The following is a 24,643-nucleotide window of genomic DNA, read 5'->3' as shown; positions in this document are numbered from 1 at the left end:
TACAGAACAAAACATTTTAGATGCTGTTTCAGTTGACTTTGGTAATGCTAGCCAATATAACAACGCAAACCAGGCAAACATCCGTAAAGTTTTACTGTCAAATACTGGTAGTGAAGCAACACCAACTGCTGGTATAAAAACAGCTGTTGTTCGTGTTTATACATCTACAAATACTTATAAAGATGTAACAGTAAACTTCAACTATGTAGATAGAACAGTACCGTCTATAGACGTTACAGCTAACCGCGCATTCGTCTTCAAGAATGAGTCTGTAAAAGTAGCGGATTCTAATTTCAATCAGCTATCAGGGACAGCAGGCACACGTTTACAGGTCGGTACAGCAGCTGACCCATCAGGTATCGGTGCTGTAACCATTGTCGATACCAATGGAACAGAAGCGACCCGTGGTCTGACAGTTACGACAGATGGAAGCAACACATCAAAAACAATTTATATAAGTGGTACTCCTACAGCAGATAAAAATCTGTACACAAGTAAGGTCAAAGCGACGGATACGCAGAACAATGCAGGTACGTCACAAGAAGACTTGTCCTTGTACGTATTGGAAGTTGCGAGTGAAATTTCACTAGCAGATCGTGAAGTAACAGGTGCTCGCTATACAGACACCGAGATTGTTCAGGCTACTATCAACGCTGTTCAGGCAGGAAATGCAGACCAGAAAACAGCAGCAGGTTTGACAGCTAAGGTCATTGCCAATCCAAACCATACACAAAATCGTTATCGCCCATACCATACAGTCACAGTTCGTGTGAAGACAGCAAGTGGTACCTATAAAGATGTTCGTGTGAACTTCAAGTATGTAGATACGACTGCTCCAACCTTAACAACGAATGATTTATATGTCTTCAATGGCGTTGCCTTGACCACGCCAGTAGATGTCATCAATCAAAAATCAGATACTGGTACAGGAATTAACAACCTAAGTCTCCGAATTCAAGAAAGCAATACAGGCTTGACGGTCAATGCCAACGAGCAGATTACTGGAACGTACAGGACAGGAGCAGCAGGTCTAAACACTCGACATGTTCAAGTATCGGACAACAGTACGGATAATAATGGTGGTCCGAATACGACAACGGCCAACTTGAGAATCCTTGTGGTCAATCCACAAGGCGCGAGCTTGAGTAAAGAATTTACGGGTGCTGTCAAGTACACAAATGATGAAATCAAGCAAGCTGTGCTAAATGCTATGAAGGCTTCTGGATTTGGTAATATGAGCGAAGCAGATAAAACAGCATCCGGTTTGTTGGATATCTCAGCTTATTCGATTGTTAATGAATCAAAACATAGTTTCACAAAAGGATCACACACAGTAACCGTCCGTATGACAAACAGTCAAGGAAACTATGCGGATGTGACAGTAGCAATTACCTACACCAACGCAGCACCAGTTATTTCGAACCAAACCAACCTTTCTGTTATCAAGCGTTCAGATGCTACACCAGTTACAGTTGACTTGTCACGTGGCGCAACAGTAACAGATACAGAGGATGATAGAAGTACGACTGATACATATGTAACAACGGTTACCTATAAAGTTAAAGGTGCAAATGGCGCTGTTCTAAAAACGATTCAAGCTCCAAAAGGACAATCTGCTCTGATTAATGTTAATGAATTAACAGCAGGAACTTATACTGTTAATGTAGAAGCAACGGATAGTGTTGGAACGACAACGACAAGTAGCTTCCAATTGACAGTGAAGGACAATACACCTCCAGCGATTACAGCATCTAATCGCACTGTCGATCGCAACGATAGTCCTACAATTGATATTTCGGTTGGAATATCGGTAACAGATACAGAAGACGCAGCAAGTGTCAGACAAAGTGTTACCTATAAAGTTGTGAACAAAAATGGTAAGGTTGTCTACGAAGGAACAAATCCTAACGTTTCAAATGGCACACTATTAGCAGGAGTTTATACCGTTACCGTCACTGCTGTAGACTCTCATGGAGCTAAAACAGAGAAATCTTATCAGTTAACAGTGACGGATAAGAAATCTGTCTCAGAATCGGCAAGTTTATCAGCCTCCGTTAGTGCCTCAACATCGGCAAGCACCTCAGCTTCAACGTCAGCCAGCACGTCCGCCTCAACGTCGGCAAGTACGTCAGCTTCAACGTCAGCAAGTACGTCAGCTTCAACCAGCGCCAGCACGTCCGCATCGACTAGCGCAAGCACAAGTGCTTCAACATCGGCAAGTACCTCCGCATCAACCAGCGCAAGTACATCTGCTTCAATGAGTGCAAGTACATCCGCATCGACAAGTGCAAGTACCTCCGCCTCAACATCGGCAAGCACGTCTGCTTCAACAAGTGCAAGTACATCTGCTTCAATGAGTGCAAGTACAAGTGCTTCAACGTCGGCAAGTACGTCTGCCTCAACCAGCGCAAGTACATCTGCTTCAATGAGTGCAAGTACGTCCGCATCAACGTCGGCAAGTACGTCCGCCTCGACGTCCGCATCAACGAGTGCAAGCACGTCTGCATCGACAAGCGCAAGCACAAGTGCTTCAACCTCGGCAAGTACCTCCGCCTCGACGTCCGCAAGTACGTCTGCATCGACAAGTGCAAGTACAAGTGCTTCAACCAGCGCGAGCACATCTGCTTCAATGAGTGCAAGTACGTCTGCATCGACAAGTGCAAGTACAAGTGCTTCAACCAGCGCGAGCACATCTGCTTCAATGAGTGCAAGTACCTCCGCATCGACAAGTGCAAGTACAAGTGCTTCAACCAGCGCCAGCACGTCTGCCTCAACGAGTGCAAGCACGTCTGCCTCAACCAGCGCAAGTACATCTGCTTCAATGAGTGCAAGTACGTCCGCATCAACGTCGGCAAGTACGTCCGCCTCGACGTCCGCATCAACGAGTGCAAGCACGTCTGCATCGACAAGCGCAAGCACAAGTGCTTCAACCTCGGCAAGTACCTCCGCCTCGACGTCGGCAAGTACGTCTGCATCGACAAGTGCAAGTACAAGTGCTTCAACCAGCGCGAGCACATCTGCTTCAATGAGTGCAAGTACCTCCGCATCGACAAGTGCAAGTACAAGTGCTTCAACCAGCGCCAGCACGTCTGCCTCAACGAGTGCAAGCACGTCTGCATCGACAAGTGCAAGTACAAGTGCTTCAACCAGCGCGAGCACATCTGCTTCAATGAGTGCAAGTACCTCCGCCTCGACGTCCGCAAGTACGTCTGCATCGACAAGTGCAAGTACAAGTGCTTCAACCAGCGCGAGCACATCTGCTTCAATGAGTGCAAGTACCTCCGCATCGACAAGTGCAAGTACAAGTGCTTCAACCAGCGCCAGCACGTCTGCCTCAACGAGTGCAAGCACGTCTGCATCGACAAGTGCAAGTACAAGTGCTTCAACCAGCGCGAGCACATCTGCTTCAATGAGTGCAAGTACCTCCGCCTCGACGTCCGCAAGTACGTCTGCATCGACAAGTGCAAGTACAAGTGCTTCAACCAGCGCGAGCACATCTGCTTCAATGAGTGCAAGTACCTCCGCATCGACAAGTGCAAGTACAAGTGCTTCAACCAGCGCCAGCACGTCTGCCTCAACGAGTGCAAGCACGTCTGCATCGACAAGTGCAAGTACAAGTGCTTCAACCAGCGCGAGCACATCTGCTTCAATGAGTGCAAGTACCTCCGCCTCGACGTCCGCAAGTACGTCTGCATCGACAAGTGCAAGTACAAGTGCTTCAACCAGCGCGAGCACATCTGCTTCAATGAGTGCAAGTACGTCTGCATCGACAAGTGCAAGTACAAGTGCTTCAACCAGCGCGAGCACATCTGCTTCAATGAGTGCAAGTACAAGTGCTTCAACGTCGGCAAGTACGTCTGCCTCAACCAGCGCAAGTACATCTGCTTCAATGAGTGCAAGTACAAGTGCTTCAACGTCGGCAAGTACGTCTGCCTCAACCAGCGCAAGTACATCTGCTTCAATGAGTGCAAGTACGTCCGCCTCGACAAGTGCAAGTACAAGTGCTTCAACCAGCGCGAGCACATCTGCTTCAATGAGTGCAAGTACGTCTGCATCGACAAGTGCAAGTACAAGTGCTTCAACCAGCGCCAGCACGTCTGCCTCAACGAGTGCAAGCACGTCTGCCTCGACAAGTGCAAGTACAAGTGCTTCAACCAGCGCGAGCACATCTGCTTCAATGAGTGCAAGTACCTCCGCCTCGACGTCCGCAAGTACGTCTGCATCGACAAGTGCAAGTACAAGTGCTTCAACCAGCGCGAGCACATCTGCTTCAATGAGTGCAAGTACCTCCGCATCGACAAGTGCAAGTACAAGTGCTTCAACCAGCGCGAGCACATCTGCTTCAATGAGTGCAAGTACATCCGCATCGACAAGTGCAAGTACCTCCGCCTCAACATCGGCAAGCACGTCTGCTTCAACAAGTGCAAGTACATCTGCTTCAATGAGTGCAAGTACAAGTGCTTCAACGTCGGCAAGTACGTCTGCCTCAACCAGCGCAAGTACATCTGCTTCAATGAGTGCAAGTACGTCCGCATCAACGTCGGCAAGTACGTCCGCCTCGACGTCCGCCTCGACGTCCGCATCAACGAGTGCAAGCACGTCTGCATCGACAAGCGCAAGCACAAGTGCTTCAACCTCGGCAAGTACATCCGCCTCGACGTCCGCAAGTACGTCTGCATCGACAAGTGCAAGTACCTCCGCATCAACATCGGCAAGCACGTCTGCTTCAACAAGTGCAAGTACATCTGCTTCAATGAGTGCAAGTACAAGTGCTTCAACGTCGGCAAGTACGTCTGCCTCAACCAGCGCAAGTACATCTGCTTCAATGAGTGCAAGTACGTCCGCTTCAATGAGTGCAAGTACGTCCGCATCAACGTCGGCAAGTACGTCCGCCTCGACGTCCGCCTCGACGTCCGCATCAACGAGTGCAAGCACAAGTGCTTCAACCTCGGCAAGTACCTCCGCCTCGACGTCCGCAAGTACGTCTGCATCGACAAGTGCAAGTACAAGTGCTTCAACCAGCGCGAGCACATCTGCTTCAATGAGTGCAAGTACCTCCGCATCGACAAGTGCAAGTACAAGTGCTTCAACCAGCGCCAGCACGTCTGCCTCAACGAGTGCAAGCACGTCTGCATCGACAAGTGCAAGTACAAGTGCTTCAACCAGCGCGAGCACATCTGCTTCAATGAGTGCAAGTACCTCCGCCTCGACGTCCGCAAGTACGTCTGCATCGACAAGTGCAAGTACAAGTGCTTCAACCAGCGCGAGCACATCTGCTTCAATGAGTGCAAGTACGTCTGCATCGACAAGTGCAAGTACAAGTGCTTCAACCAGCGCGAGCACATCTGCTTCAATGAGTGCAAGTACAAGTGCTTCAACGTCGGCAAGTACGTCTGCCTCAACCAGCGCAAGTACATCTGCTTCAATGAGTGCAAGTACAAGTGCTTCAACGTCGGCAAGTACGTCTGCCTCAACCAGCGCAAGTACATCTGCTTCAATGAGTGCAAGTACGTCCGCCTCGACAAGTGCAAGTACAAGTGCTTCAACCAGCGCGAGCACATCTGCTTCAATGAGTGCAAGTACGTCTGCATCGACAAGTGCAAGTACAAGTGCTTCAACCAGCGCCAGCACGTCTGCCTCAACGAGTGCAAGCACGTCTGCATCGACAAGTGCAAGTACAAGTGCTTCAACCAGCGCGAGCACATCTGCTTCAATGAGTGCAAGTACCTCCGCATCGACAAGTGCAAGTACAAGTGCTTCAACCAGCGCCAGCACGTCTGCCTCAACGAGTGCAAGCACGTCTGCATCGACAAGTGCAAGTACAAGTGCTTCAACCAGCGCGAGCACATCTGCTTCAATGAGTGCAAGTACATCCGCATCGACAAGTGCAAGTACCTCCGCCTCAACATCGGCAAGCACGTCTGCTTCAACAAGTGCAAGTACATCTGCTTCAATGAGTGCAAGTACGTCCGCATCAACGTCCGCTTCAACGTCGGCAAGTACGTCTGCCTCAACCAGCGCAAGTACATCTGCTTCAATGAGTGCAAGTACAAGTGCATCAACGTCGGCAAGTACGTCTGCCTCAACCAGCGCAAGTACATCTGCTTCAATGAGTGCAAGTACGTCCGCATCAACGTCGGCAAGTACGTCCGCCTCGACGTCCGCATCAACGAGTGCAAGCACGTCTGCATCGACAAGCGCAAGCACAAGTGCTTCAACCTCGGCAAGTACCTCCGCCTCGACGTCCGCAAGTACGTCTGCATCGACAAGTGCAAGTACAAGTGCTTCAACCAGCGCGAGCACATCTGCTTCAATGAGTGCAAGTACCTCCGCATCGACAAGTGCAAGTACAAGTGCTTCAACCAGCGCCAGCACGTCTGCCTCAACGAGTGCAAGCACGTCTGCATCGACAAGTGCAAGTACAAGTGCTTCAACCAGCGCGAGCACATCTGCTTCAATGAGTGCAAGTACATCCGCATCGACAAGTGCAAGTACCTCCGCCTCAACATCGGCAAGCACGTCTGCTTCAACAAGTGCAAGTACATCTGCTTCAATGAGTGCAAGTACAAGTGCTTCAACGTCGGCAAGTACGTCTGCCTCAACCAGCGCAAGTACATCTGCTTCAATGAGTGCAAGTACGTCCGCATCAACGTCGGCAAGTACGTCCGCCTCGACGTCCGCCTCGACGTCCGCATCAACGAGTGCAAGCACAAGTGCTTCAACCTCGGCAAGTACCTCCGCCTCGACGTCCGCAAGTACGTCTGCATCGACAAGTGCAAGTACAAGTGCTTCAACCAGCGCGAGCACATCTGCTTCAATGAGTGCAAGTACCTCCGCATCGACAAGTGCAAGTACAAGTGCTTCAACCAGCGCCAGCACGTCTGCCTCAACGAGTGCAAGCACGTCTGCATCGACAAGTGCAAGTACAAGTGCTTCAACCAGCGCGAGCACATCTGCTTCAATGAGTGCAAGTACCTCCGCCTCGACGTCCGCAAGTACGTCTGCATCGACAAGTGCAAGTACAAGTGCTTCAACCAGCGCGAGCACATCTGCTTCAATGAGTGCAAGTACGTCTGCATCGACAAGTGCAAGTACAAGTGCTTCAACCAGCGCGAGCACATCTGCTTCAATGAGTGCAAGTACAAGTGCTTCAACGTCGGCAAGTACGTCTGCCTCAACCAGCGCAAGTACATCTGCTTCAATGAGTGCAAGTACAAGTGCTTCAACGTCGGCAAGTACGTCTGCCTCAACCAGCGCAAGTACATCTGCTTCAATGAGTGCAAGTACGTCCGCCTCGACAAGTGCAAGTACAAGTGCTTCAACCAGCGCGAGCACATCTGCTTCAATGAGTGCAAGTACGTCTGCATCGACAAGTGCAAGTACAAGTGCTTCAACCAGCGCCAGCACGTCTGCCTCAACGAGTGCAAGCACGTCTGCATCGACAAGTGCAAGTACAAGTGCTTCAACCAGCGCGAGCACATCTGCTTCAATGAGTGCAAGTACCTCCGCCTCGACGTCCGCAAGTACGTCTGCATCGACAAGTGCAAGTACAAGTGCTTCAACCAGCGCGAGCACATCTGCTTCAATGAGTGCAAGTACCTCCGCATCGACAAGTGCAAGTACAAGTGCTTCAACCAGCGCCAGCACGTCTGCCTCAACGAGTGCAAGCACGTCTGCATCGACAAGTGCAAGTACAAGTGCTTCAACCAGCGCGAGCACATCTGCTTCAATGAGTGCAAGTACATCCGCATCGACAAGTGCAAGTACCTCCGCCTCAACATCGGCAAGCACGTCTGCTTCAACAAGTGCAAGTACATCTGCTTCAATGAGTGCAAGTACGTCCGCATCAACGTCCGCTTCAACGTCGGCAAGTACGTCTGCCTCAACCAGCGCAAGTACATCTGCTTCAATGAGTGCAAGTACAAGTGCATCAACGTCGGCAAGTACGTCTGCCTCAACCAGCGCAAGTACATCTGCTTCAATGAGTGCAAGTACGTCCGCATCAACGTCGGCAAGTACGTCCGCCTCGACGTCCGCATCAACGAGTGCAAGCACGTCTGCATCGACAAGCGCAAGCACAAGTGCTTCAACCTCGGCAAGTACCTCCGCCTCGACGTCCGCAAGTACGTCTGCATCGACAAGTGCAAGTACAAGTGCTTCAACCAGCGCGAGCACATCTGCTTCAATGAGTGCAAGTACCTCCGCATCGACAAGTGCAAGTACAAGTGCTTCAACCAGCGCCAGCACGTCTGCCTCAACGAGTGCAAGCACGTCTGCATCGACAAGTGCAAGTACAAGTGCTTCAACATCGGCAAGTACCTCCGCATCAACGTCGGCAAGTACCTCCGCTTCAACCTCGGCAAGCACAAGTGCTTCAACAAGTGCAAGTACAAGTGCTTCAACCAGCGCAAGTACGTCCGCATCAACCTCGGCAAGCACGTCCGCATCAACCAGCGCAAGTACAAGTGCTTCAACGTCGGCAAGTACGTCCGCCTCAACAAGTGCAAGTACAAGTGCTTCAACGTCAGCAAGTACGTCCGCATCAACATCAGCAAGTACGTCCGCATCGACTAGCGCAAGTACGTCTGCATCGACAAGTGCAAGTACGTCCGCCTCAACAAGTGCAAGTACCTCCGCCTCAACCAGCGCCAGCACGTCTGCCTCAACGAGTGCAAGCACGTCTGCATCGACAAGTGCAAGTACAAGTGCTTCAACCAGCGCGAGCACATCTGCTTCAATGAGTGCAAGTACCTCCGCCTCGACGTCCGCAAGTACGTCTGCCTCGACAAGTGCAAGTACAAGTGCTTCAACCAGCGCGAGCACATCTGCTTCAATGAGTGCAAGTACCTCCGCATCGACAAGTGCAAGTACAAGTGCTTCAACCAGCGCCAGCACGTCTGCCTCAACCAGCGCAAGTACATCTGCTTCAATGAGTGCAAGTACGTCCGCATCAACGTCGGCAAGTACGTCCGCCTCGACGTCCGCCTCGACGTCCGCATCAACGAGTGCAAGCACGTCTGCATCGACAAGCGCAAGCACAAGTGCTTCAACCTCGGCAAGTACATCCGCCTCGACGTCCGCAAGTACGTCTGCATCGACAAGTGCAAGTACCTCCGCATCAACATCGGCAAGCACGTCTGCTTCAACAAGTGCAAGTACATCTGCTTCAATGAGTGCAAGTACAAGTGCTTCAACGTCGGCAAGTACGTCTGCCTCAACCAGCGCAAGTACATCTGCTTCAATGAGTGCAAGTACGTCCGCATCAACGTCGGCAAGTACGTCCGCCTCGACGTCCGCATCAACGAGTGCAAGCACGTCTGCATCGACAAGCGCAAGCACAAGTGCTTCAACCTCGGCAAGTACCTCCGCCTCGACGTCCGCAAGTACGTCTGCATCGACAAGTGCAAGTACAAGTGCTTCAACCAGCGCGAGCACATCTGCTTCAATGAGTGCAAGTACCTCCGCATCGACAAGTGCAAGTACAAGTGCTTCAACCAGCGCCAGCACGTCTGCCTCAACGAGTGCCAGCACGTCTGCCTCGACCTCTGCAAGCACGTCTGCTTCAACGTCAGCAAGTACGTCCGCCTCGACAAGTGCGTCAGAGATTTGGATTGTATCAAATGCTGGTGGTACTTCCATGGAATTACCAAAAATTGATATTCAATCGGTATCTGAATCCATAAGTACCTCTCAATCGTTGTCAGCAAGCATAAGTGTCTCAACTAGCGCAAGTACATCGGCGTCCACGTCAGCAAGTATGTCTGCGATGACATCTGAAACTGCAAAACCGGCAAAACGGAATGCAACGAAGTTACCTAACACAGGTGAGACACAGTCTGGAACAGCAGGTGTGTTGAGTGCATCGATGTTACTCGGAGCCTTTGCGCTTCTAGCTAAACGTCGCCGGAAGGATCAAGAAGACGATGAAATCTAGTACGATGTGTTGTTCTGTAGTTGGAACTAGGATGATTGAAATAAGGTAGGCAAATTTTAGTCAGGACCAACTTAAAAAGAACATACAAAAATAGCTCTATAATTCGCTAGTGGTTTCAACCATTGACGACATTATAGAGCTTTTTTGGGTAGAAGGATTGTAACCGCCCAATAACAATGTATGGGGACCTCTAAAAACTAATTTTCTAAAATTTAAAATGTTGATTTAACAAGGTTTTCGTAACTCCAAATTCGCAATTTTGGGAGTTTTTAGAGTAAGCGCCCAATAACAAGGTATATTGAAAAGGCTCCAAAGTCCTGTCGACTCTGGAACCTTTTTCTATTTACAAGCTCTCTTAATATTTTTATCCCATGGCAAATAGGCTTCTAAAACCTCCTTTTTTGCGAGCGACTCCTCATTAGGTAAGTGTTCTAGAAGATAGGTCATATATTTTTCTGCATCAAGTCCGTGTCGCTTAGCTGTTTCTAAAAGACTCAAAATGACAGCTGTCGACTTGGCTCCCTCAAAGCTCTGAGAAAAAAGCCAATTTTTTCTGCCCATCACCAAGGTCTTCATAGCCCTCTCAGCCATATTGTTGGACAGGACTAGGTCACCGTCCGAGAGAACGGCTCGGAAGGTGGTTTCGTATTTGAGGCTATACTCTATTGCAGTACCCAATTTGGAAGCTGGCAAGACAGCCTGTTCACGGCACCAATCAAAGAACTCGTCCATCAAGGGAGTTAACTCTGTCTGCCGTTTATGTAGCCGTTCCTCAGTAGACAGGTCAGCCCAGTCACTCTCCAAGGCAAACAGGCGGTCGCAATAGGCTAATCCCTTGGCTCCTAAAGAAGTATTATCTGTCTTCTTAGGAGTCGCCTCAAAAAATTTTCGTCTAACATGAGCCCAACAGCCAACGAGCTGAGCCTTGTCTAATTGACGATAAGCACTCCACATGTCACAATGAACGTAGCCCGCATAGTCCCCAAGAAACTCCTCCACAACTAAGCCGCTCCGTCGTTTGTCATGATGATAGAGGGTAATTCCATTTTTCTCATGTTTCCCAGACAAGAAAGTCCAGTAGTAGGTCAACTGGCTATCATTTTCTAAGACCTTGTAGGAAGTCTCATCCGCATGAAGAATAGGCTGCTCCAACAATTTCTCGTGCAACAGGTTATAAATCGGCTCGAAATAATACTGACTAGACTTGATGTGCCAGTTGGCTATTTCCTTCCGACTGATGGGCAGGCCAAGTTTATGCCAGTCCTCTTCCTGACGGTAATTGGGTACCTTCAGATTGAATTTCTGGTGAATGGTGTGAGCGATGATAGAGGCTGAACCCAAGCTGTGTGCCAAAGGTGCCTTAGGAACAGGAGCCTTGATAATCTTATCGCTTAGATTCTTCTGACTACATGCCTGACACTTGTATGCGTGTTGAACATGGTCAATCCGCTTTAATTGTGCAGGAATGAAGACCAACTCTTGTCGTTGAACAGTTGAGCCAATCTCTTTCAGCTGACCATGACAGTCTGGACAAGTGCAGTCTTCGCCCTGCAATTCGTGATGCACAATCTCTGGAGTGAACTGGCTGAAAATAGCCTGACGAACTCCCTTAGCTTTCTTGCGTTTATAGGTGATGGTCTCCGTTTCAACTGGGTAAGTCAGCTTCTTCTTCAGGGAGACTTTCCTCCCCAAACAAGCTCAGCTGACCTGGTTGATATACGACCTTCTCTGATGATTTTCCGTAGAGTTTCTGTCTCAGATAGTCAACCTGTTCTCGAAGGAGAGTGAGTTCATTAGCCATCATCTCTATCGTTTTTGACTGTGTTTCAATAATTTTTTCTAGTGATGACATAACCAATCTCCTTCTTTTTATCTCATTATACACAAAGAAAAGCCATGATTTCAATAGAAATCACGACTTTTTGAAACATTTATTTTTGGAATGATAGAAAATCCTTTCATGAGCCAGTCGACTTGCTCGGAAGTTAGAGCCTTGACCTCTTCTTCATTGTTTGGCCAGGTCAATTTCCCATTTTCAAAACGTTTATACAATAACCAAAATCCCTGTCCATCCCAATAAAGAGCTTTGAACCGGTCTTTTCGACCTCCGCAGAAGAGATAGACCTGACCGGAGAAGGGATCCAGGTTGAACTGACTTTTGATAAGATAGGCCAGGGAATCAATTCCCTGACGCATATCTGTTTTTCCACAGACCAAGTAAACTTGACCTAAATCACTGAGTTGGATGGTCATAGAACAGTACCTTATCTAAGATTGTTTCTAGTGTTTCTTGATTGATAGTGTGAAAGACTGTGAGCTCCACTTTTCCGAGACGAATTTTCATCATAATATCGTTTCTGCCTCGCTTCTCAAAGCGGCGAGATTGGGGAACAGTCAATGGAATGATGGGGTGTGACATAATAAATCCTCCAGTTTTGTTTTTCTAACAGTATACTGGAGGAGGGAGTGGGTGGATAGATACCTTGTTATTGGGCGGTTACTTTTTAGAGGTCCCCGTATATTGAAAAAGGCTCCAGAGTCCTGTCGACTCTGGAACCTTTTTCTATTTATATACTCTCTTATACTCGATAAAAATTAAAAAGCATAGTATAATGGTGTTATGAAATTAACCAATAAAGATGAACAACAACTCAAAAAACTTTTAAAAGATTCTTCGTTTTCTAAATTCCATAAACGGCTTCAAATTATCTTATTCCGTTCAAAAGGAATGACCTACAAAGAGATTTCTGAATTGCTAGACTGTAACATCAGTACGATTCAACGAAGTCTAGCGAAGTTTAAAGAACATGGTCTCGACATACTCCTCCAAGAAAAACGAGGTGGTAGGCATCCTGCTTATCTGTCGTTTGAAGAGGAAACTGCATTTCTGAAAGATCAATTAGAAAGAGCGCTGACTGGTGAATATGTCACGATCGCAACTCTCTATCAGGCTTATCAGAAACTGGTTGGACAAACCACCACTCGCGTAGGGTTTTACTCTCTTTTGGCTCGTCATGGCTGGCACAAGGTGACTCCTCGCCCGGAACATCCTAAAAAAGCAGACGCAAATATGATTTTAGCGTCTAAAAATAAAATCTATATTCAAGAAGATAAGAAAGCGCTTTAATAAAGTACGATTGATGTTCTAAGATGAGGCTGGTTTCGGAAGAATTAGTAAGCAAGGGAAGTGTTGGACACCAAAGGGGACTAGACCGTCTGTTCCGAGTCATCATATCCGTGAATTCCGATATTGTTATGGCGCAGTAGATGCTCGTACAGGAGAATCATTTTTTCTGATAGCAGGGGGCTGTAATACTGAGTGGATGAATGAGTTTCTTCGCCAGCTATCCTTAGCTTATCCCAACGATTATCTTTTATTGGTTATGGATAATGCCGTCTGGCATAAAGCACAAGCATTAGAAATCCCGCATAATATCGGGTTTACTTTCATCCCACCTTACACTCCTGAAATGAATCCTATTGAGCAAGTTTGGGCAGAAATTCGGAAACGAGGATTTAAAAATAGGGTTTTTAAGACATTAGAATCAGTGATTGATCAGCTTCAAACAACTATTCAGGGCTTGCATTGGTCTGATTTGAAGTCGATTGTACATAGAGAATGGACAAGTAGGCTTTTTGATTTTTAATGAGTATTATAGTATTTTGAATTAGGAAAAGGACAATTTTAAGTTATAGTGTTAATAACCCACTCCTAAAAATAACTTTGGAGTTCTCAAATTGACAAACTTAGATATGTCCTGTTTCTAATTCACTCAACTATAGCATATTGATATCAATTTCTATGTGTAAAATTTCAATATCTAAGTTCAGATTGGAAATCATAGATTTTGACTAGCCATTCTCTTTTCGAAAACTTCAAATTTAAAATTCTCTATATTCAATTTGATTAGTAGATAGCTAATTTTGATTTTAAATGAGTATCAATTCTTCGTAACCGCCCAATAACAAGGTATATTGAAAAAGGCTCCAAAGTCCTGTCGACTCTGGAACCCTTTTCTATTTACATGCTCTCTTAATTTTTTTTATCCCACGGCAAATAGGCCTCTAGCACCTCTTTTTTTGCGAGCGTCTCCTCGTTAGGTAAGTGTTCTAGAAGATAGGTCATATATTTCTCTGCATCAAGTCCGTTTCTCTTGGCTGTTTCCAAAAGACTCAGAATGATAGCTGTTGACTTGGCTCCCTCAAAGCTCTGAGAAAACAGCCACCTTCGCTTTTTCGTTTCTAGGCTCAGGCTGAAACAGTCTATTCCCAGACTGTTTTACTACGCCCATCACCAAGGTCTTCATTGCCCTCTCACCCATATTATTGGACAGGACTAAGTTACCGTCCGAGAGAACGGTTCGGAATGTGGCTTCGTAGTTGAGGCTATACTCTATTGCAGTCCCCAATTTGGAACCTGGTAAGACGGCCTGATTGCGACACCAGTCAAAGAACTCATCCATCAAGGGAGCCAACTCTGTTTGTCGTTTATGCAGTCGCTCCTCGCTAGACAAGTCAGCCCAGTCACTCTCCAAGGCAAACAGGCGGTCGCAATAGGCTAAACCCGTAGCTCCTAAAGAAGTCTTGTCTGTCTTCTTAGGAGTCGCCTCAAAGAACTTTCGTCTAACATGAGCCCAACAACCAACCAGCTGAGCCTTGTCTAATTGCCGATAAGCACTCCACATGTCACAATGTACGTAGCCCGCATAATCCCCTAGAAATTCTTCCACAACCAAGCCACTCCGTCGTTTGTCATGATGATAGAGGGTGATGCCCTTTTTCTCATGCTTCCCAGATAAGAATGTCCAGTAGAAGGTCAATTGGCTATCATTTTCTAAGACCTTGTAGGAGGTCTCATCCGCATGGAGAACAGGCTGCTCCAACAATTTCTCGTGCAACAGGTCATAAATCGGCTCGAAATAATATTGACTAGACTTGATGTGCCAGTTGGCTATTTCCTTCCGACTGATGGGCAGACCAAGCTTGTGCTAGTCCTCTTCCTGACGGTAATTAGGCACCTTCAGATTGAATTTATGGTGAATGGTGTGGGCGATGATTGAAGCTGAACCCAAGCTGTGTGCCAAAGGTGCCTTAGGAACGGAAGCCTTAATAATCTTATCGCTTAGATTCTTCTGACTACATGCCTGACACTTGTATGCGTGTTGAACATGGTCAATCCGCTTTAATTATGCGGGAATGAAGACCAACTCTTGTCGTTGAACAGTAGAACCAATCTCTTTCAACTGTCCATGACAGTCTGGACAAGTGCAGTCTTCGCCCTGCAATTCGTGATGAACAATCTCTGGAGTGAATTGACTAAAAATAGCCTGACGAACTCCCTTAGCTTTCTTGCGTTTATAAGTAATCGTTTCTGTTTCAACTGGGTAAGTCAGCTTCTTCTTCAGGGAGGCTTTCCTCCCCAAACAAGCTCAGCTGACCGGGTTGATACACAACTTTCTTTGATGATTTTCCGTAGAGTTTCTGCCTCAGATAGTCAACCTGTTCTCGAAGGAGGGTTAGCTCATTGGTAAGTTGTTCAATCGTTGAGGTCTGTTGTTTAATAATTGCCAATAACTCATCCATACGCTCGATCCTCCTTCTTTTATAGTAGAGTGAATTAGAAACAGGACATATATCTAAGTTTGTCAATTTGAGAACTCTAAAGTTATTTTAGGAGTGGGTTATTAACACTATAACTTAAAACTGTCCTTTTCCTAATTCAAATAACTATAATATAAAGGAGGTTAGTATCATGCATATTCTCATTGCTCCGGATTCATTTAAAGAGTCTCTTTCAGCTACAAAGGTTGCTGAAGCGATTAAAAAAGGATTTTCTAAGGTTTACCCACAAGCAGGGTATGACTTAATTCCCCTAGGAGATGGTGGCGAAGGGACAGTTGAGAGTCTAATGCAGGCCTTATCCTTGGATGGAACCCAGACTTGGGTGACAGGTCCATTTGGAGATAAAATCAAGGTTTCCTATGCGGTTAAAGATGATCTTGCGGTTTTTGAAATGGCTGAAATTGTAGGGCTGGCAAGTATCCCGCATGAAAGAAGGAGTCCTCTCTTTATTAAGACACAAGGGGTTGGAGAGCTGATTGTGGAGCTCGTTCAAAATGGTGTTAAACGCATATTTATAGGAGTAGGTGGCTCTGCCAGTCATGATGGTGGTATCGGAATGGCGGCAGGTTTAGGAGTGAAATTTTATAATCGAGAGGGAAAAGAAGTAGAGGCAATCGGAGCTCATATCGGGGAGATTGTCAGCTTTTCCACAGAGGATATGTTGGTAGATCTATCTCAGGTCAGGATTGATTTGGTAACGGATGTGGATAATCCGCTTTGCGGACCAGCGGGAGCTACATTTGTTTTTGCAGGTCAGAAAGGTCTTGCCTCTGCCGAATTTGAACTAGTAGACAAGAAAATGGAGTCCTTTTATAAATTGGTTAATCCAATGCTACTCGATTTAGCAGGAGCGGGTGCTGGAGGAGGTATGGCAGCAGGTTTAGTCCAATTTGCTGGTGCTCGCATTCAAAAAGGCATCGACTTTGTCTTGGATCAGTTGGACTTTGATCATCGCGTCGCCAAAGCGAATCTGGTTGTGGTCGGAGAAGGGCGGATGGATGCCCAAAGCTTATCAGGGAAGACTCCGATAGGAGTAGCTAGACGGACGCCGACGGGGATTCCCATCATTGCAATTTGTGGTAGCCTCAAAGACGATCTTCCCGAGTTTCCTTTTGAAAATATCTGCGCCGCTTTTCCGATAATTGCAAGCGTTGAAAGTTTGGAGGACACGCTTCAAAAAGCAGAAAAAACCTGGTCCGCACGGCAGAGCAGGTGGCAAGAATTCTTCAGTTAGGAGGCCAACAAAGATGGAATTAGTGAAATCTATGGCTATTATCTTATTTATTTTTATTTGTCTTGCAAAGCTAATATTCGTTAGGAGACTTTCCAAAAAAGAAAGAGGAACGGAAACGAATGTAATAAAGGCAAATGGAGCAATGTTCTTTTTCAATGAAAAAAATGAAAGAGGCAGATTGCTAGGAATCCTTTGTCTAACCTGTATTATTTTTACTTTAATATTTATACTGCTTTATCGATAAATAAGTCTAACCAAATAATTTTTTCCAGAAGGAAGGTTTTGCATCTTCCTTTTTTTCTTCTGGTTTTGAGATAAGATTTGGAAATATGGATTCTAAGCTAACTTCTTCATTATCCACAGCGTGATTTGTGTGAAAGACAAGTGCGTAGGGAGATTGCCCTATTTTTTCATCGATGATAGCGGTAGTAATGCCGAAGTTCTGAGCAATTTTTAGTAGTGAAATTTGTTGCTTGTCAGACAGGGCTGGCGAGAGTTTGAGGAATAGAGGAGAGTAGCTGTTTGCTAGTTTTTGGCAAATTGTATCGAACTTATTTCCGACGACTTCACTACTCAAATCGTCAAAGGAAACGAGCAGGACAACCCGTTCGCGATAGGTTCCCATGTATAGACGCTGTTCGTCTGGATTCAATCGTGTTTCGCTAGAGGCTTTCTGTAGTATGGTAGTATTTAAATCGTTCATAGTTTCAGTATAACATACTCAGTTAACTTTGAAAAGGAAGGCGTTTACATTATTTCTTTCAGTAAAATAACCTGTTTTTTCTTGAAAAATCCCTTCTTTTAGGGTATGATAGCTATGTAACTATTTTAAACTCAAAGGAGAGTAATATAATGTCAATTATTACTGATGTTTACGCTCGCGAAGTCCTTGACTCACGCGGTAACCCTACACTTGAAGTTGAAGTTTATACTGAATCAGGTGCTTTCGGACGTGGTATGGTTCCTTCAGGAGCTTCTACTGGTGAGCACGAAGCAGTTGAGCTTCGCGACGGTGACAAATCTCGTTACCTTGGTCTTGGTACTCAAAAAGCTGTTGACAACGTAAATAACGTGATTGCTGACGCTATCATCGGTTTTGACGTTCGTGATCAACAAGCTATCGACCGCGCTATGATTGCTCTTGACGGTACTCCTAACAAAGGTAAATTGGGTGCAAACGCAATCCTCGGTGTTTCTATCGCTGTTGCGCGTGCTGCTGCTGACTACCTTGAAGTGCCACTTTACACTTACCTTGGTGGATTCAACACTAAAGTATTGCCAACTCCAATGATGAACATCATCAACGGTGGTTCTCACTCAGACGCTCCAATCGCTTTCCAAGAATTCATGATCTTGCCAGTTGGCGCTCCTTCATTCAAAGAAGGTCTTCGTTGGGGTGCTGAAGTATTCCACGCTTTGAAGAAAATCTTGAAAACTCGTGGTTTGGTAACAGCTGTTGGTGACGAAGGTGGATTCGCTCCTAAGTTCGAAGGAACTGAAGACGGTGTTGAAACAATCATCGAAGCTATCGAAGCTGCTGGTTACGAAGCTGGCGAAAACGGCATCATGATCGGTTTCGACTGTGCGTCATCTGAGTTCTACGACAAAGAGCGTAAAGTTTACGACTACACTAAATTCGAAGGCGAAGGCGCTGCTGTTCGTACTTCTGCAGAACAAATTGACTACCTTGAAGAATTGGTTAACAAATACCCAATCATCACTATCGAAGATGGTATGGATGAAAACGACTGGGATGGCTGGAAAGCTCTTACTGAGCGTCTTGGCAAACGCGTTCAATTGGTTGGTGATGACTTCTTCGTAACAAACACTGACTACCTTGCACGTGGTATCAAAGAAGGTGCTGCTAACTCAATCCTTATCAAAGTTAACCAAATCGGTACTCTTACTGAAACATTTGAAGCTATCGAAATGGCTAAAGAAGCTGGCTACACTGCCGTTGTATCACACCGTTCAGGTGAAACTGAAGATTCAACAATCGCTGACATCGCAGTTGCAACTAACGCTGGCCAAATCAAGACAGGTTCATTGTCACGTACAGACCGTATCGCTAAATACAACCAATTGCTTCGTATCGAAGATCAACTTGGTGAAGTTGCAGTCTACAAAGGCTTGAACTCATTCTACAACTTGAAAAAATAAAACAGTCTGGGAGACTGTTTTATCCCTGAGCTAGAATAGCGAAGGTTATAATAAAAACAAGTCTGGAAATTTCCAGACTTGTTTTTCGTAGTACAGTGTACTAATTTATCCCCGAGTTAGAATAACGAGGGTTATAGTAAGAACAAGTCCGAAAATTTTCGGACTTGTTTTCAATGTCTGGGAGACTGTTTTATCCCTGAGCTAGAATAGCGAAGGTTATAATAAGAACAAGTCTGGAAATTTCCAGACTTGTTTTTCGTAGTACAGTGTACTAATTTATCCCCGAGTTAGAATAACGAGGGTTATAGTAAAAACAAGTCCGAAGATTTTCGGACTTGTTTTCAATGTCTGGGAGACTGTTTTATCCCTGAGCTAGCATAGCGAGGGATCAGTAAAACTCTCTAGGTTTTCCTAGGGAATTTTCTTTGCCTTGATATTGATAAAATGATATTCTAAAAAGGTAGATCAACTTAAGTATTCTCATGTTGAAAAGAGATGGAGAGTGGGATGATAGAGTGGATATTTTTTGATTTGGGTTCGACGCTTTTAGATGAAGAGGCTGCTTATGGTTATTATATAGACAAGTGTGTGAAGAAGTTAGAGTCTCTGGATATAGAGGTTTCATCAGATTCTTATAAAAAGAAAATGGTTGAGTATGCTCATAAGTCGCTGGACCCAATTCGTGCGACCTGGCACTATTTTGCACCGACCGAGCCACGTCCTTTATGGACAAATGAGGGTGTGAGCCTGTATCCTGAAACAATAGATGCTCTAGAGAAGTTATCACAAAACTATCGATTGGGGATTATTGCCAATCAGTCTAGTAGTGTTAGAGATCTGCTTAAAGAGTGGGGAATTGAGTCTTATTTTCAACTCATCATCCTCTCTGAAGAGGTTGGGCTATCTAAACCAGATACAACTATTTTCACACTTGCCTTGCAAAAAGCAAACATCCCTGCAGATAGAGTTGTCTATGTCGGGGATAGGTATGATAATGATATTCTGCCTGCTAAATCTTTGGGAATGTGGACTGTACGGATACTGACAGGTTTTGGAATGCATGCCAGTGAAAATGAAAAATTGAAGAGTGATTGGGTAATTCCTTCATTGCAAGAGATAACAAATATTTTTGAATAAACAAAAAACTAGACTGAACATTCTCAACCTAGTTTTTACATGTATTAGAACAAGCCTTTAACTTTATCTAAAAGACCGTTAACACCTTCAGAACCTGATAACAAGCCTTTTGCTTGTTTCAAGTATTCACCAAATTGGTCCTTGTTTTCTTCGATAAATTGTTTTGCACCATCAAAGTCTTTGTTTGCAATCAATTCTTTTACTTGGTTAAAAAGATCTACTGGATTCATGGTGAAAACACCTCCTATGAAACTATTAAACCAAAACTGTACGGATTTCACAACTGAAACGACTTATAAAAATGTAACGCAAACTGCTTCAGGAACATAGAAATTGTGTGAAAGCTCAGTCAAACAGCCATTTTCGGCATCTCTCTCAAATACAGTTGCATTGTCAGAATCTTGATGGACAACAATCAAATGCTTTTCATCAGGACTAAGCGTGAAATCGCGAGGAGTTTTTCCATTTGTTGGGACGATTTCAACTAATTCTAAGCTGGCATCAGCAAGCGTTTTGTAGACTGCGATAGAGTCGTTTCCGCGGTTGGAGCCATAAATAAATTTACCATCCTTTGTGATGCGAATAGCGGCAGTACCGTTGAAACCAGTATGGTCTTCTGGGAGAGTAGAGACGGTTTGTAGGTGTTCAAATTGTCCCCAGCCGTCATAGATAAGCACCTCAATAGTTGAATTGAGTTCACAGATGAGATAGGCGATTTTTGCGACAGGATGGAAGACAATGTGACGTGGACCACTTCCTGGCGCAGCCTGATAGGTTGCGATTTTCTCTACTTTTCCTTGGTCAGATACCTTATAGGTTACCACTTGATCACATCCTAAATCACAGGTTACTAAAAATTTATCGGGCGTCAAATCAGAAAAGTGAACGTGGGCGGAAGCTTGATTTTCGTGCGGCCCAGATCCTTCGTGTTGAGCGACATCAGCTAATTCTAGCGAACCATCCGCCAAACGTTTATAAACAAGTAGTTGTCCTTTGTGGTAATTGGAGCCATAAACTAAATCTCTTGTTTCATCTACAGCGACATAGCAAAGTGGTGCGCCCTCTGATACAACATGGTTGAGTAGAGTATAGTCAGCATTAAAGGCAGCGATACCTCCTAGACCATTTTCAGCGCCGACGGAGTATAGATGTCCGGCCTTATCAAAGGCAAGGTAGGTAGGGTTAGGTTCTTCAGTGACCAATTCTAGATTGCTAAGTTGTCCTGTTTCAGAGTCAAAATTTGCTTTATAAATTCCTTTTGATTCACGTTTTGTGTAGGTACCGAAATAGATAGCCATAGGATTCTCCTTTTTGGAAATGATTGATAAAATTATACCATGTTTTTCTGAGAAAGTCGTATAAATTCTGTAGTTGATTTTTACAAAAATCCTTTCTCCATGTTACAATAGAAAAAAAAGACTAGGAGTGTATTAGATGGAAGATAAGCATCAAAAATTTAGTCTGACTTGGTTTTTCCGCTTGTTTTTAAATAGCCAAGCGGTGACATTTTTATTGGTAACCTTGCTGACTTTTTTGACCATATTTATTTTTAGTAAAATTAGTTTTTTATTCAGACCGATAGGAAGCTTTTTAGAAATTGTATTGTTACCGATGATTTTAACAGGTCTTTTGTATTACCTATTAAATCCGATGGTTGACTGGATGGAAAAGCATAAAATTTCTCGTACAGTTGGTATTTCCATTCTCTTTGTTTTAATCAGTCTTCTCGTTATCTGGGGACTGGCGGTGGCAATTCCGAGTATTCAAGAGCAAGTGACATCTTTTGCGCAAAACCTGCCAGCAAATATCCAAAAAATCGAAGGGCAAGTGACGAGCTTATTGCAGGACCAAAGATTTGAACAATTTCGTCCTACTGCATTGGAATTGTTAAATAAGGTCAATGATCAAGCAGTTGCTTATGCGCAAAAATTTTCAACAAGTGCTGTGAACTGGGCAAGTAATTTGATTTCAACCGCTTCACAGATTATTGTTGCTGTTCTGATTATGCCTTTTATTCTCTTTTATCTGTTACGGGATGGTCAGTATTTGAATAAACACATCACCCAATATCTACCAACCAAGTGGAGAGAACCGATTGGAACAGTACTATCAGATGTGAATGGGCAATTATCAAACTATGTTCGTGGTCAGGTGACCGTTGCGATTATTGTTGCCCTGATGTTCTCAGTGATGTTCTCAATCATTGGTCTTAGCTATCCAATAACTTTGGGGGTGATGGCTGGTTTCCTCAATCTAATTCCGTATTTGGGTTCTTTCTTGGCCATGATTCCAGCTGTTATTTTAGGATTGATTGCTGGTCCAATCATGCTGATAAAGGTTTTAGTAGTCTTTATGATTGAGCAGACTATAGAAGGTCGTTTTGTGACACCATTGATTATCGGAAGCTCCCTAAGTATTCATCCGATTACCATTTTATTTGTATTATTGACAGCTGGTCAGATGTATGGTGTCCTAGGAGTTCTTCTGGGAATTCCAATATATGCCTCTATTAAGGTTTTAGTGAAAGCGGCATTTGAATGGTACAAGGCACACAGTAGTTTGTATGAAGATGAAGAAAATGAGGTTGTGAATGAACAATAGTGAAAAAATGTTGGTTTGTTTGGACCAACAGGATTTAGACAAGGCAGATAAGTATTTCAAGCGCGCCTTGGTGCAAGATGATAGCGAAACACTTTTGTCCTTGGCAGCCTACTTAGAAGGCATTGGTTTTTTCCCACAGGCTAGACAAATCTATGAACAGGTCAAAGAAGAATTTCCCGAAGTACTGATCAATCTTGCCCAAATAGCATTTGAAGACGGCATGGTCGAAGAAGCTTTTGCTTATTTGGAGGAAATTTCGGAAGACAGTCCTGCCTATGTAGAAACCTTGTTGGTCAAGGCGGACTTGTATCAGGCAGAAGGCTTGTCGGATGTGGCGCGTGAAAAATTGTTAGAAGCAAGTCACTTATCAGATGACCCCATCATCCTCTTTGGCTTAGCAGAATTGGATATGGAACTGGAGCTTTTTAATGAGGCTATTTCCTACTATGCCCAGCTGGATAATCGTGAAATCTACGAATTAACGGGAGTTTCTACCTATCAGCGAATTGGTATTGCCTATGCAAGTTTGGGGAAATTTGAAGCGGCGATTGAATTTTTGGAAAAAGCTGTTGAGTTGGAATACGATGATCAGACGGTCTTTGAATTGGCAGCTCTGCTATTTGAACGAGAAGAATACCAAAAGGCCAATCTCTATTTCAAGCAGTTGGATACCATCAATCCTGATTTTGAGGGCTATGAATATGCCTATGCTCAGTCGCTTCATGCCGAGCATAAGATTGATGATGCCTTGGCTATGACTCAAAAAGGCCTGGCAAAAAATGACTTTGATGCCAATCTTTTGCTTCAAGCATCCCGATATGCCTATGAATTGCATGACGAGGCGGGGGCAGAAGATTATCTTCTACGGGCAAAAGAGGTGGCAGATGATAGTAACGAACTAGCTCTGCGCTTGTCCAATCTGTATCTTGAGCAAGAGCGATTTGAAGAGGTTGTAGCTTTATTTGATGAAGAGGTCGATAACGTTCTAGCTCGCTGGAATGTGGCCAAGGCTTATCAAGCTCTAGAAAGAGATGATGAAGCTATTGAGCTTTACGATGAATTGGCTGGAGAATTGGCTGAGAATCCTGAATTTTTGGCTGATTACGTAGCGGTTTTACGTCAACTTGGTCGTTTGGATGAGGCAAAAGAGCAAGCTAGTCGTTATATCCAATTGGTGCCAGACGATTTAGCCATGCAAGAATTTTTGAATGAAGAGTAGGTTATGCAAGTAAATCGATTATTTCAATACAATACTTTAGGTGCCTTAATGGCTGGACTGTATGGCGGCTCCTTGATGGTTGGCGAATTGTTGGAACATGGTGATTTGGGTTTGGGAACTCTGGATTCCATTGATGGCGAGCTGATTGTTTTGGATGGAAAGGCTTATCAGGCCAAGGGAGCAGGGGAGAAACCAGAAGTGGTTGAAGTTCCAGCTGATATGAAAGTTCCCTATGCGGCGGTCATTTTCCATGAGGCAGAAGTGATTTTCAAACAACGCTTTGAAATGACTAGCGATGAATTGCACCAGCGGATTGAATCCTATTATGATGGCGAAAATCTTTTTCGTTCTATCAAAATCAAAGGGACGTTTTCGCATATGCACGTGCGCATGATTCCAAAATCGGCTTCTGATGTTCGTTTTGCGGAGGTGGCAAGTCGCCAGCCTGAGTATATCGCTGAGAATATTTCAGGTACCATTGTTGGTATTTGGACGCCAGAGATTTTCCATGGTGTCAGTGTGGCTGGCTATCATTTGCATTTTATTTCGGATGATTTGACATTTGGCGGGCATGTCATGGATTATGTTATCTCAGAAGGAATGGTGGAAGTGGGACCAGTCGATCAACTGGATCAACGCTTCCCAGTCCAAGACCGCCAGTATCTTTTTGCTAAGTTCAACGCTAAGGAAGTTAGAGAAGATATTGATAAGGCGGAGTAGGTTTCAATACAGAAAA

General features: G+C 45.0%; 16 protein-coding genes and 3 pseudogenes. 9 read left to right on the top strand and 10 right to left on the bottom strand.

Going from position 1 to position 24,643, the window contains the following annotated elements; all coding sequences use genetic code 11:
- Positions 1-1,995: 1,995 nt before the first annotated feature.
- Positions 1,996-9,639, bottom strand: a complete 7,644-nt coding sequence (locus K6969_RS12380; RefSeq protein WP_414820579.1) for a hypothetical protein — start codon at positions 9,637-9,639, stop codon at positions 1,996-1,998.
- On the opposite strand from K6969_RS12380, the gene K6969_RS12375 reads away from it, so the two are divergent.
- On the top strand, positions 9,638-9,934 hold the full coding sequence (locus K6969_RS12375) for an LPXTG cell wall anchor domain-containing protein (protein WP_024378767.1): 297 nt from the start codon (positions 9,638-9,640) through the stop codon (positions 9,932-9,934). The two genes, K6969_RS12380 and K6969_RS12375, sit on opposite strands and share 2 nt — an antisense overlap.
- A 339-nt stretch (positions 9,935-10,273) precedes the next feature.
- Here K6969_RS12375 and K6969_RS08035 read toward each other — a convergent pair whose 3' ends face one another.
- The 4 genes from K6969_RS08035 to K6969_RS08020 are packed head-to-tail and all read right to left on the bottom strand — an operon-like array spanning position 10,274 to position 12,353.
- Complete coding sequence (locus K6969_RS08035) at positions 10,274-11,626, bottom strand: IS66-like element short variant transposase (protein ID WP_029943010.1); 1,353 nt, start codon at positions 11,624-11,626, stop codon at positions 10,274-10,276.
- Complete coding sequence (locus K6969_RS08030) at positions 11,580-11,786, bottom strand: transposase (RefSeq protein WP_029178852.1); 207 nt, start codon at positions 11,784-11,786, stop codon at positions 11,580-11,582. Before K6969_RS08030 ends, K6969_RS08035 begins: the two co-directional genes overlap by 47 nt.
- A 50-nt stretch (positions 11,787-11,836) precedes the next feature.
- Positions 11,837-12,187 carry an IS66 family insertion sequence element accessory protein TnpB gene (gene tnpB, locus K6969_RS08025; protein ID WP_029188189.1) on the bottom strand — a complete coding sequence of 117 codons (351 nt, stop codon included), beginning with the start codon at positions 12,185-12,187 and terminating at the stop codon, positions 11,837-11,839.
- A complete protein-coding gene (locus K6969_RS08020; RefSeq protein WP_029188188.1) occupies positions 12,168-12,353 on the bottom strand; it encodes a hypothetical protein in 186 nt (61 codons plus the stop codon). The genes tnpB and K6969_RS08020 overlap by 20 nt, the downstream gene beginning before the upstream one ends.
- A gap of 201 nt (positions 12,354-12,554) precedes the next feature.
- On the opposite strand from K6969_RS08020, the pseudogene K6969_RS08015 reads away from it, so the two are divergent.
- Positions 12,555-13,581, top strand: a pseudogene (locus K6969_RS08015) (IS630 family transposase).
- A gap of 386 nt (positions 13,582-13,967) precedes the next feature.
- On the opposite strand, the pseudogene tnpC reads toward K6969_RS08015, so the two are convergent.
- Both tnpC and K6969_RS08005 read right to left on the bottom strand, forming a co-directional pair.
- Positions 13,968-15,357 (bottom strand): annotated as a pseudogene (tnpC, locus tag K6969_RS08010) (IS66 family transposase).
- Positions 15,311-15,517, bottom strand: coding sequence for a hypothetical protein (locus tag K6969_RS08005; protein WP_029944157.1), 207 nt, complete (start codon positions 15,515-15,517; stop codon positions 15,311-15,313). Before K6969_RS08005 ends, tnpC begins: the two are co-directional and overlap by 47 nt.
- A 169-nt stretch (positions 15,518-15,686) precedes the next feature.
- Here K6969_RS08005 and K6969_RS08000 point away from each other — a divergent pair.
- Both K6969_RS08000 and K6969_RS07995 read left to right on the top strand, forming a co-directional pair.
- A pseudogene (locus K6969_RS08000) lies at positions 15,687-16,813 on the top strand (glycerate kinase).
- Complete coding sequence (locus K6969_RS07995) at positions 16,804-17,034, top strand: hypothetical protein (RefSeq protein WP_029174092.1); 231 nt, start codon at positions 16,804-16,806, stop codon at positions 17,032-17,034. Before K6969_RS08000 ends, K6969_RS07995 begins: the two are co-directional and overlap by 10 nt.
- Positions 17,035-17,040: 6 nt before the next feature.
- On the opposite strand, the gene K6969_RS07990 is transcribed toward K6969_RS07995, so the two are convergent.
- Positions 17,041-17,493, bottom strand: coding sequence for a DUF1694 domain-containing protein (locus K6969_RS07990; RefSeq protein ID WP_029174091.1), 453 nt, complete (start codon positions 17,491-17,493; stop codon positions 17,041-17,043).
- A 149-nt stretch (positions 17,494-17,642) separates the two neighbouring features.
- Between K6969_RS07990 and eno the strand changes: the two genes are divergently transcribed.
- Together eno and K6969_RS07980 are read left to right on the top strand one after the other, a co-directional pair.
- Positions 17,643-18,950 (top strand): surface-displayed alpha-enolase, encoded by a 1,308-nt coding sequence (gene eno / locus K6969_RS07985; protein WP_029174090.1) that lies wholly within the window; start codon positions 17,643-17,645, stop codon positions 18,948-18,950.
- Positions 18,951-19,457: 507 nt separating this feature from the next.
- A complete protein-coding gene (locus tag K6969_RS07980) occupies positions 19,458-20,087 on the top strand; it encodes an HAD family hydrolase (protein WP_171943011.1) in 630 nt (209 codons plus the stop codon).
- A 44-nt stretch (positions 20,088-20,131) separates the two neighbouring features.
- Here the strand turns inward: K6969_RS07980 and K6969_RS07975 are convergent, their stop codons facing one another.
- Together K6969_RS07975 and K6969_RS07970 are read right to left on the bottom strand one after the other, a co-directional pair.
- Entirely contained in the window at positions 20,132-20,317 is a 186-nt protein-coding gene (locus tag K6969_RS07975; RefSeq protein ID WP_171943010.1) for a hypothetical protein, read from the bottom strand.
- Positions 20,318-20,380: 63 nt separating this feature from the next.
- The gene (locus tag K6969_RS07970) at positions 20,381-21,385 is read right to left on the bottom strand and encodes a lactonase family protein (RefSeq protein ID WP_029944160.1); all 1,005 of its coding nucleotides are present in this window, start codon (positions 21,383-21,385) and stop codon (positions 20,381-20,383) included.
- A 136-nt stretch (positions 21,386-21,521) separates the two neighbouring features.
- Between K6969_RS07970 and K6969_RS07965 the strand changes: the two genes are divergently transcribed.
- Genes K6969_RS07965 through budA form a run of 3 tightly spaced genes read left to right on the top strand, consistent with a single transcriptional unit; the run spans position 21,522 to position 24,627 of the window.
- Positions 21,522-22,688: an AI-2E family transporter gene (locus K6969_RS07965; protein ID WP_171943009.1), complete on the top strand. Its 1,167-nt coding sequence runs from the start codon at positions 21,522-21,524 to the stop codon at positions 22,686-22,688.
- A complete protein-coding gene (locus tag K6969_RS07960) occupies positions 22,678-23,907 on the top strand; it encodes a tetratricopeptide repeat protein (protein ID WP_029944161.1) in 1,230 nt (409 codons plus the stop codon). The genes K6969_RS07965 and K6969_RS07960 overlap by 11 nt, the downstream gene beginning before the upstream one ends.
- 3 nt (positions 23,908-23,910) lie before the next feature.
- A complete protein-coding gene (gene budA, locus K6969_RS07955; RefSeq protein WP_029178776.1) occupies positions 23,911-24,627 on the top strand; it encodes an acetolactate decarboxylase in 717 nt (238 codons plus the stop codon).
- The last annotated feature ends 16 nt before the right edge of the window (positions 24,628-24,643 follow it).

Source organism: Streptococcus suis, assembly GCF_019856455.1.
In the GTDB taxonomy this organism is placed as follows: domain Bacteria; phylum Bacillota; class Bacilli; order Lactobacillales; family Streptococcaceae; genus Streptococcus; species Streptococcus suis_AE.
This window is presented reverse-complemented; position numbering and strand designations above follow the sequence as displayed.

What these genes read in the sequence shown, in the direction of transcription:
- K6969_RS07965 (WP_171943009.1), top strand. Translation starts at nt 21,522, where the DNA reads ATGGAAGATAAGCATCAAAAATTTAGTCTGACTTGGTTTTTCCGCTTG.
- K6969_RS08030 (WP_029178852.1), bottom strand. Translation starts at nt 11,786, where the DNA reads ATGTCATCACTAGAAAAAATTATTGAAACACAGTCAAAAACGATAGAG.
- K6969_RS07980 (WP_171943011.1), top strand. Translation starts at nt 19,458, where the DNA reads ATGATAGAGTGGATATTTTTTGATTTGGGTTCGACGCTTTTAGATGAA.
- K6969_RS07990 (WP_029174091.1), bottom strand. Translation starts at nt 17,493, where the DNA reads ATGAACGATTTAAATACTACCATACTACAGAAAGCCTCTAGCGAAACA.
- K6969_RS08005 (WP_029944157.1), bottom strand. Translation starts at nt 15,517, where the DNA reads ATGGATGAGTTATTGGCAATTATTAAACAACAGACCTCAACGATTGAA.
- K6969_RS12380 (WP_414820579.1), bottom strand. Translation starts at nt 9,639, where the DNA reads ATGGAAGTACCACCAGCATTTGATACAATCCAAATCTCTGACGCACTT.
- tnpB (WP_029188189.1), bottom strand. Translation starts at nt 12,187, where the DNA reads ATGACCATCCAACTCAGTGATTTAGGTCAAGTTTACTTGGTCTGTGGA.
- K6969_RS12375 (WP_024378767.1), top strand. Translation starts at nt 9,638, where the DNA reads ATGGAATTACCAAAAATTGATATTCAATCGGTATCTGAATCCATAAGT.
- K6969_RS07970 (WP_029944160.1), bottom strand. Translation starts at nt 21,385, where the DNA reads ATGGCTATCTATTTCGGTACCTACACAAAACGTGAATCAAAAGGAATT.
- eno (WP_029174090.1), top strand. Translation starts at nt 17,643, where the DNA reads ATGTCAATTATTACTGATGTTTACGCTCGCGAAGTCCTTGACTCACGC.
- K6969_RS07975 (WP_171943010.1), bottom strand. Translation starts at nt 20,317, where the DNA reads ATGAATCCAGTAGATCTTTTTAACCAAGTAAAAGAATTGATTGCAAAC.
- K6969_RS07995 (WP_029174092.1), top strand. Translation starts at nt 16,804, where the DNA reads ATGGAATTAGTGAAATCTATGGCTATTATCTTATTTATTTTTATTTGT.
- budA (WP_029178776.1), top strand. Translation starts at nt 23,911, where the DNA reads ATGCAAGTAAATCGATTATTTCAATACAATACTTTAGGTGCCTTAATG.
- K6969_RS08020 (WP_029188188.1), bottom strand. Translation starts at nt 12,353, where the DNA reads ATGTCACACCCCATCATTCCATTGACTGTTCCCCAATCTCGCCGCTTT.
- K6969_RS07960 (WP_029944161.1), top strand. Translation starts at nt 22,678, where the DNA reads ATGAACAATAGTGAAAAAATGTTGGTTTGTTTGGACCAACAGGATTTA.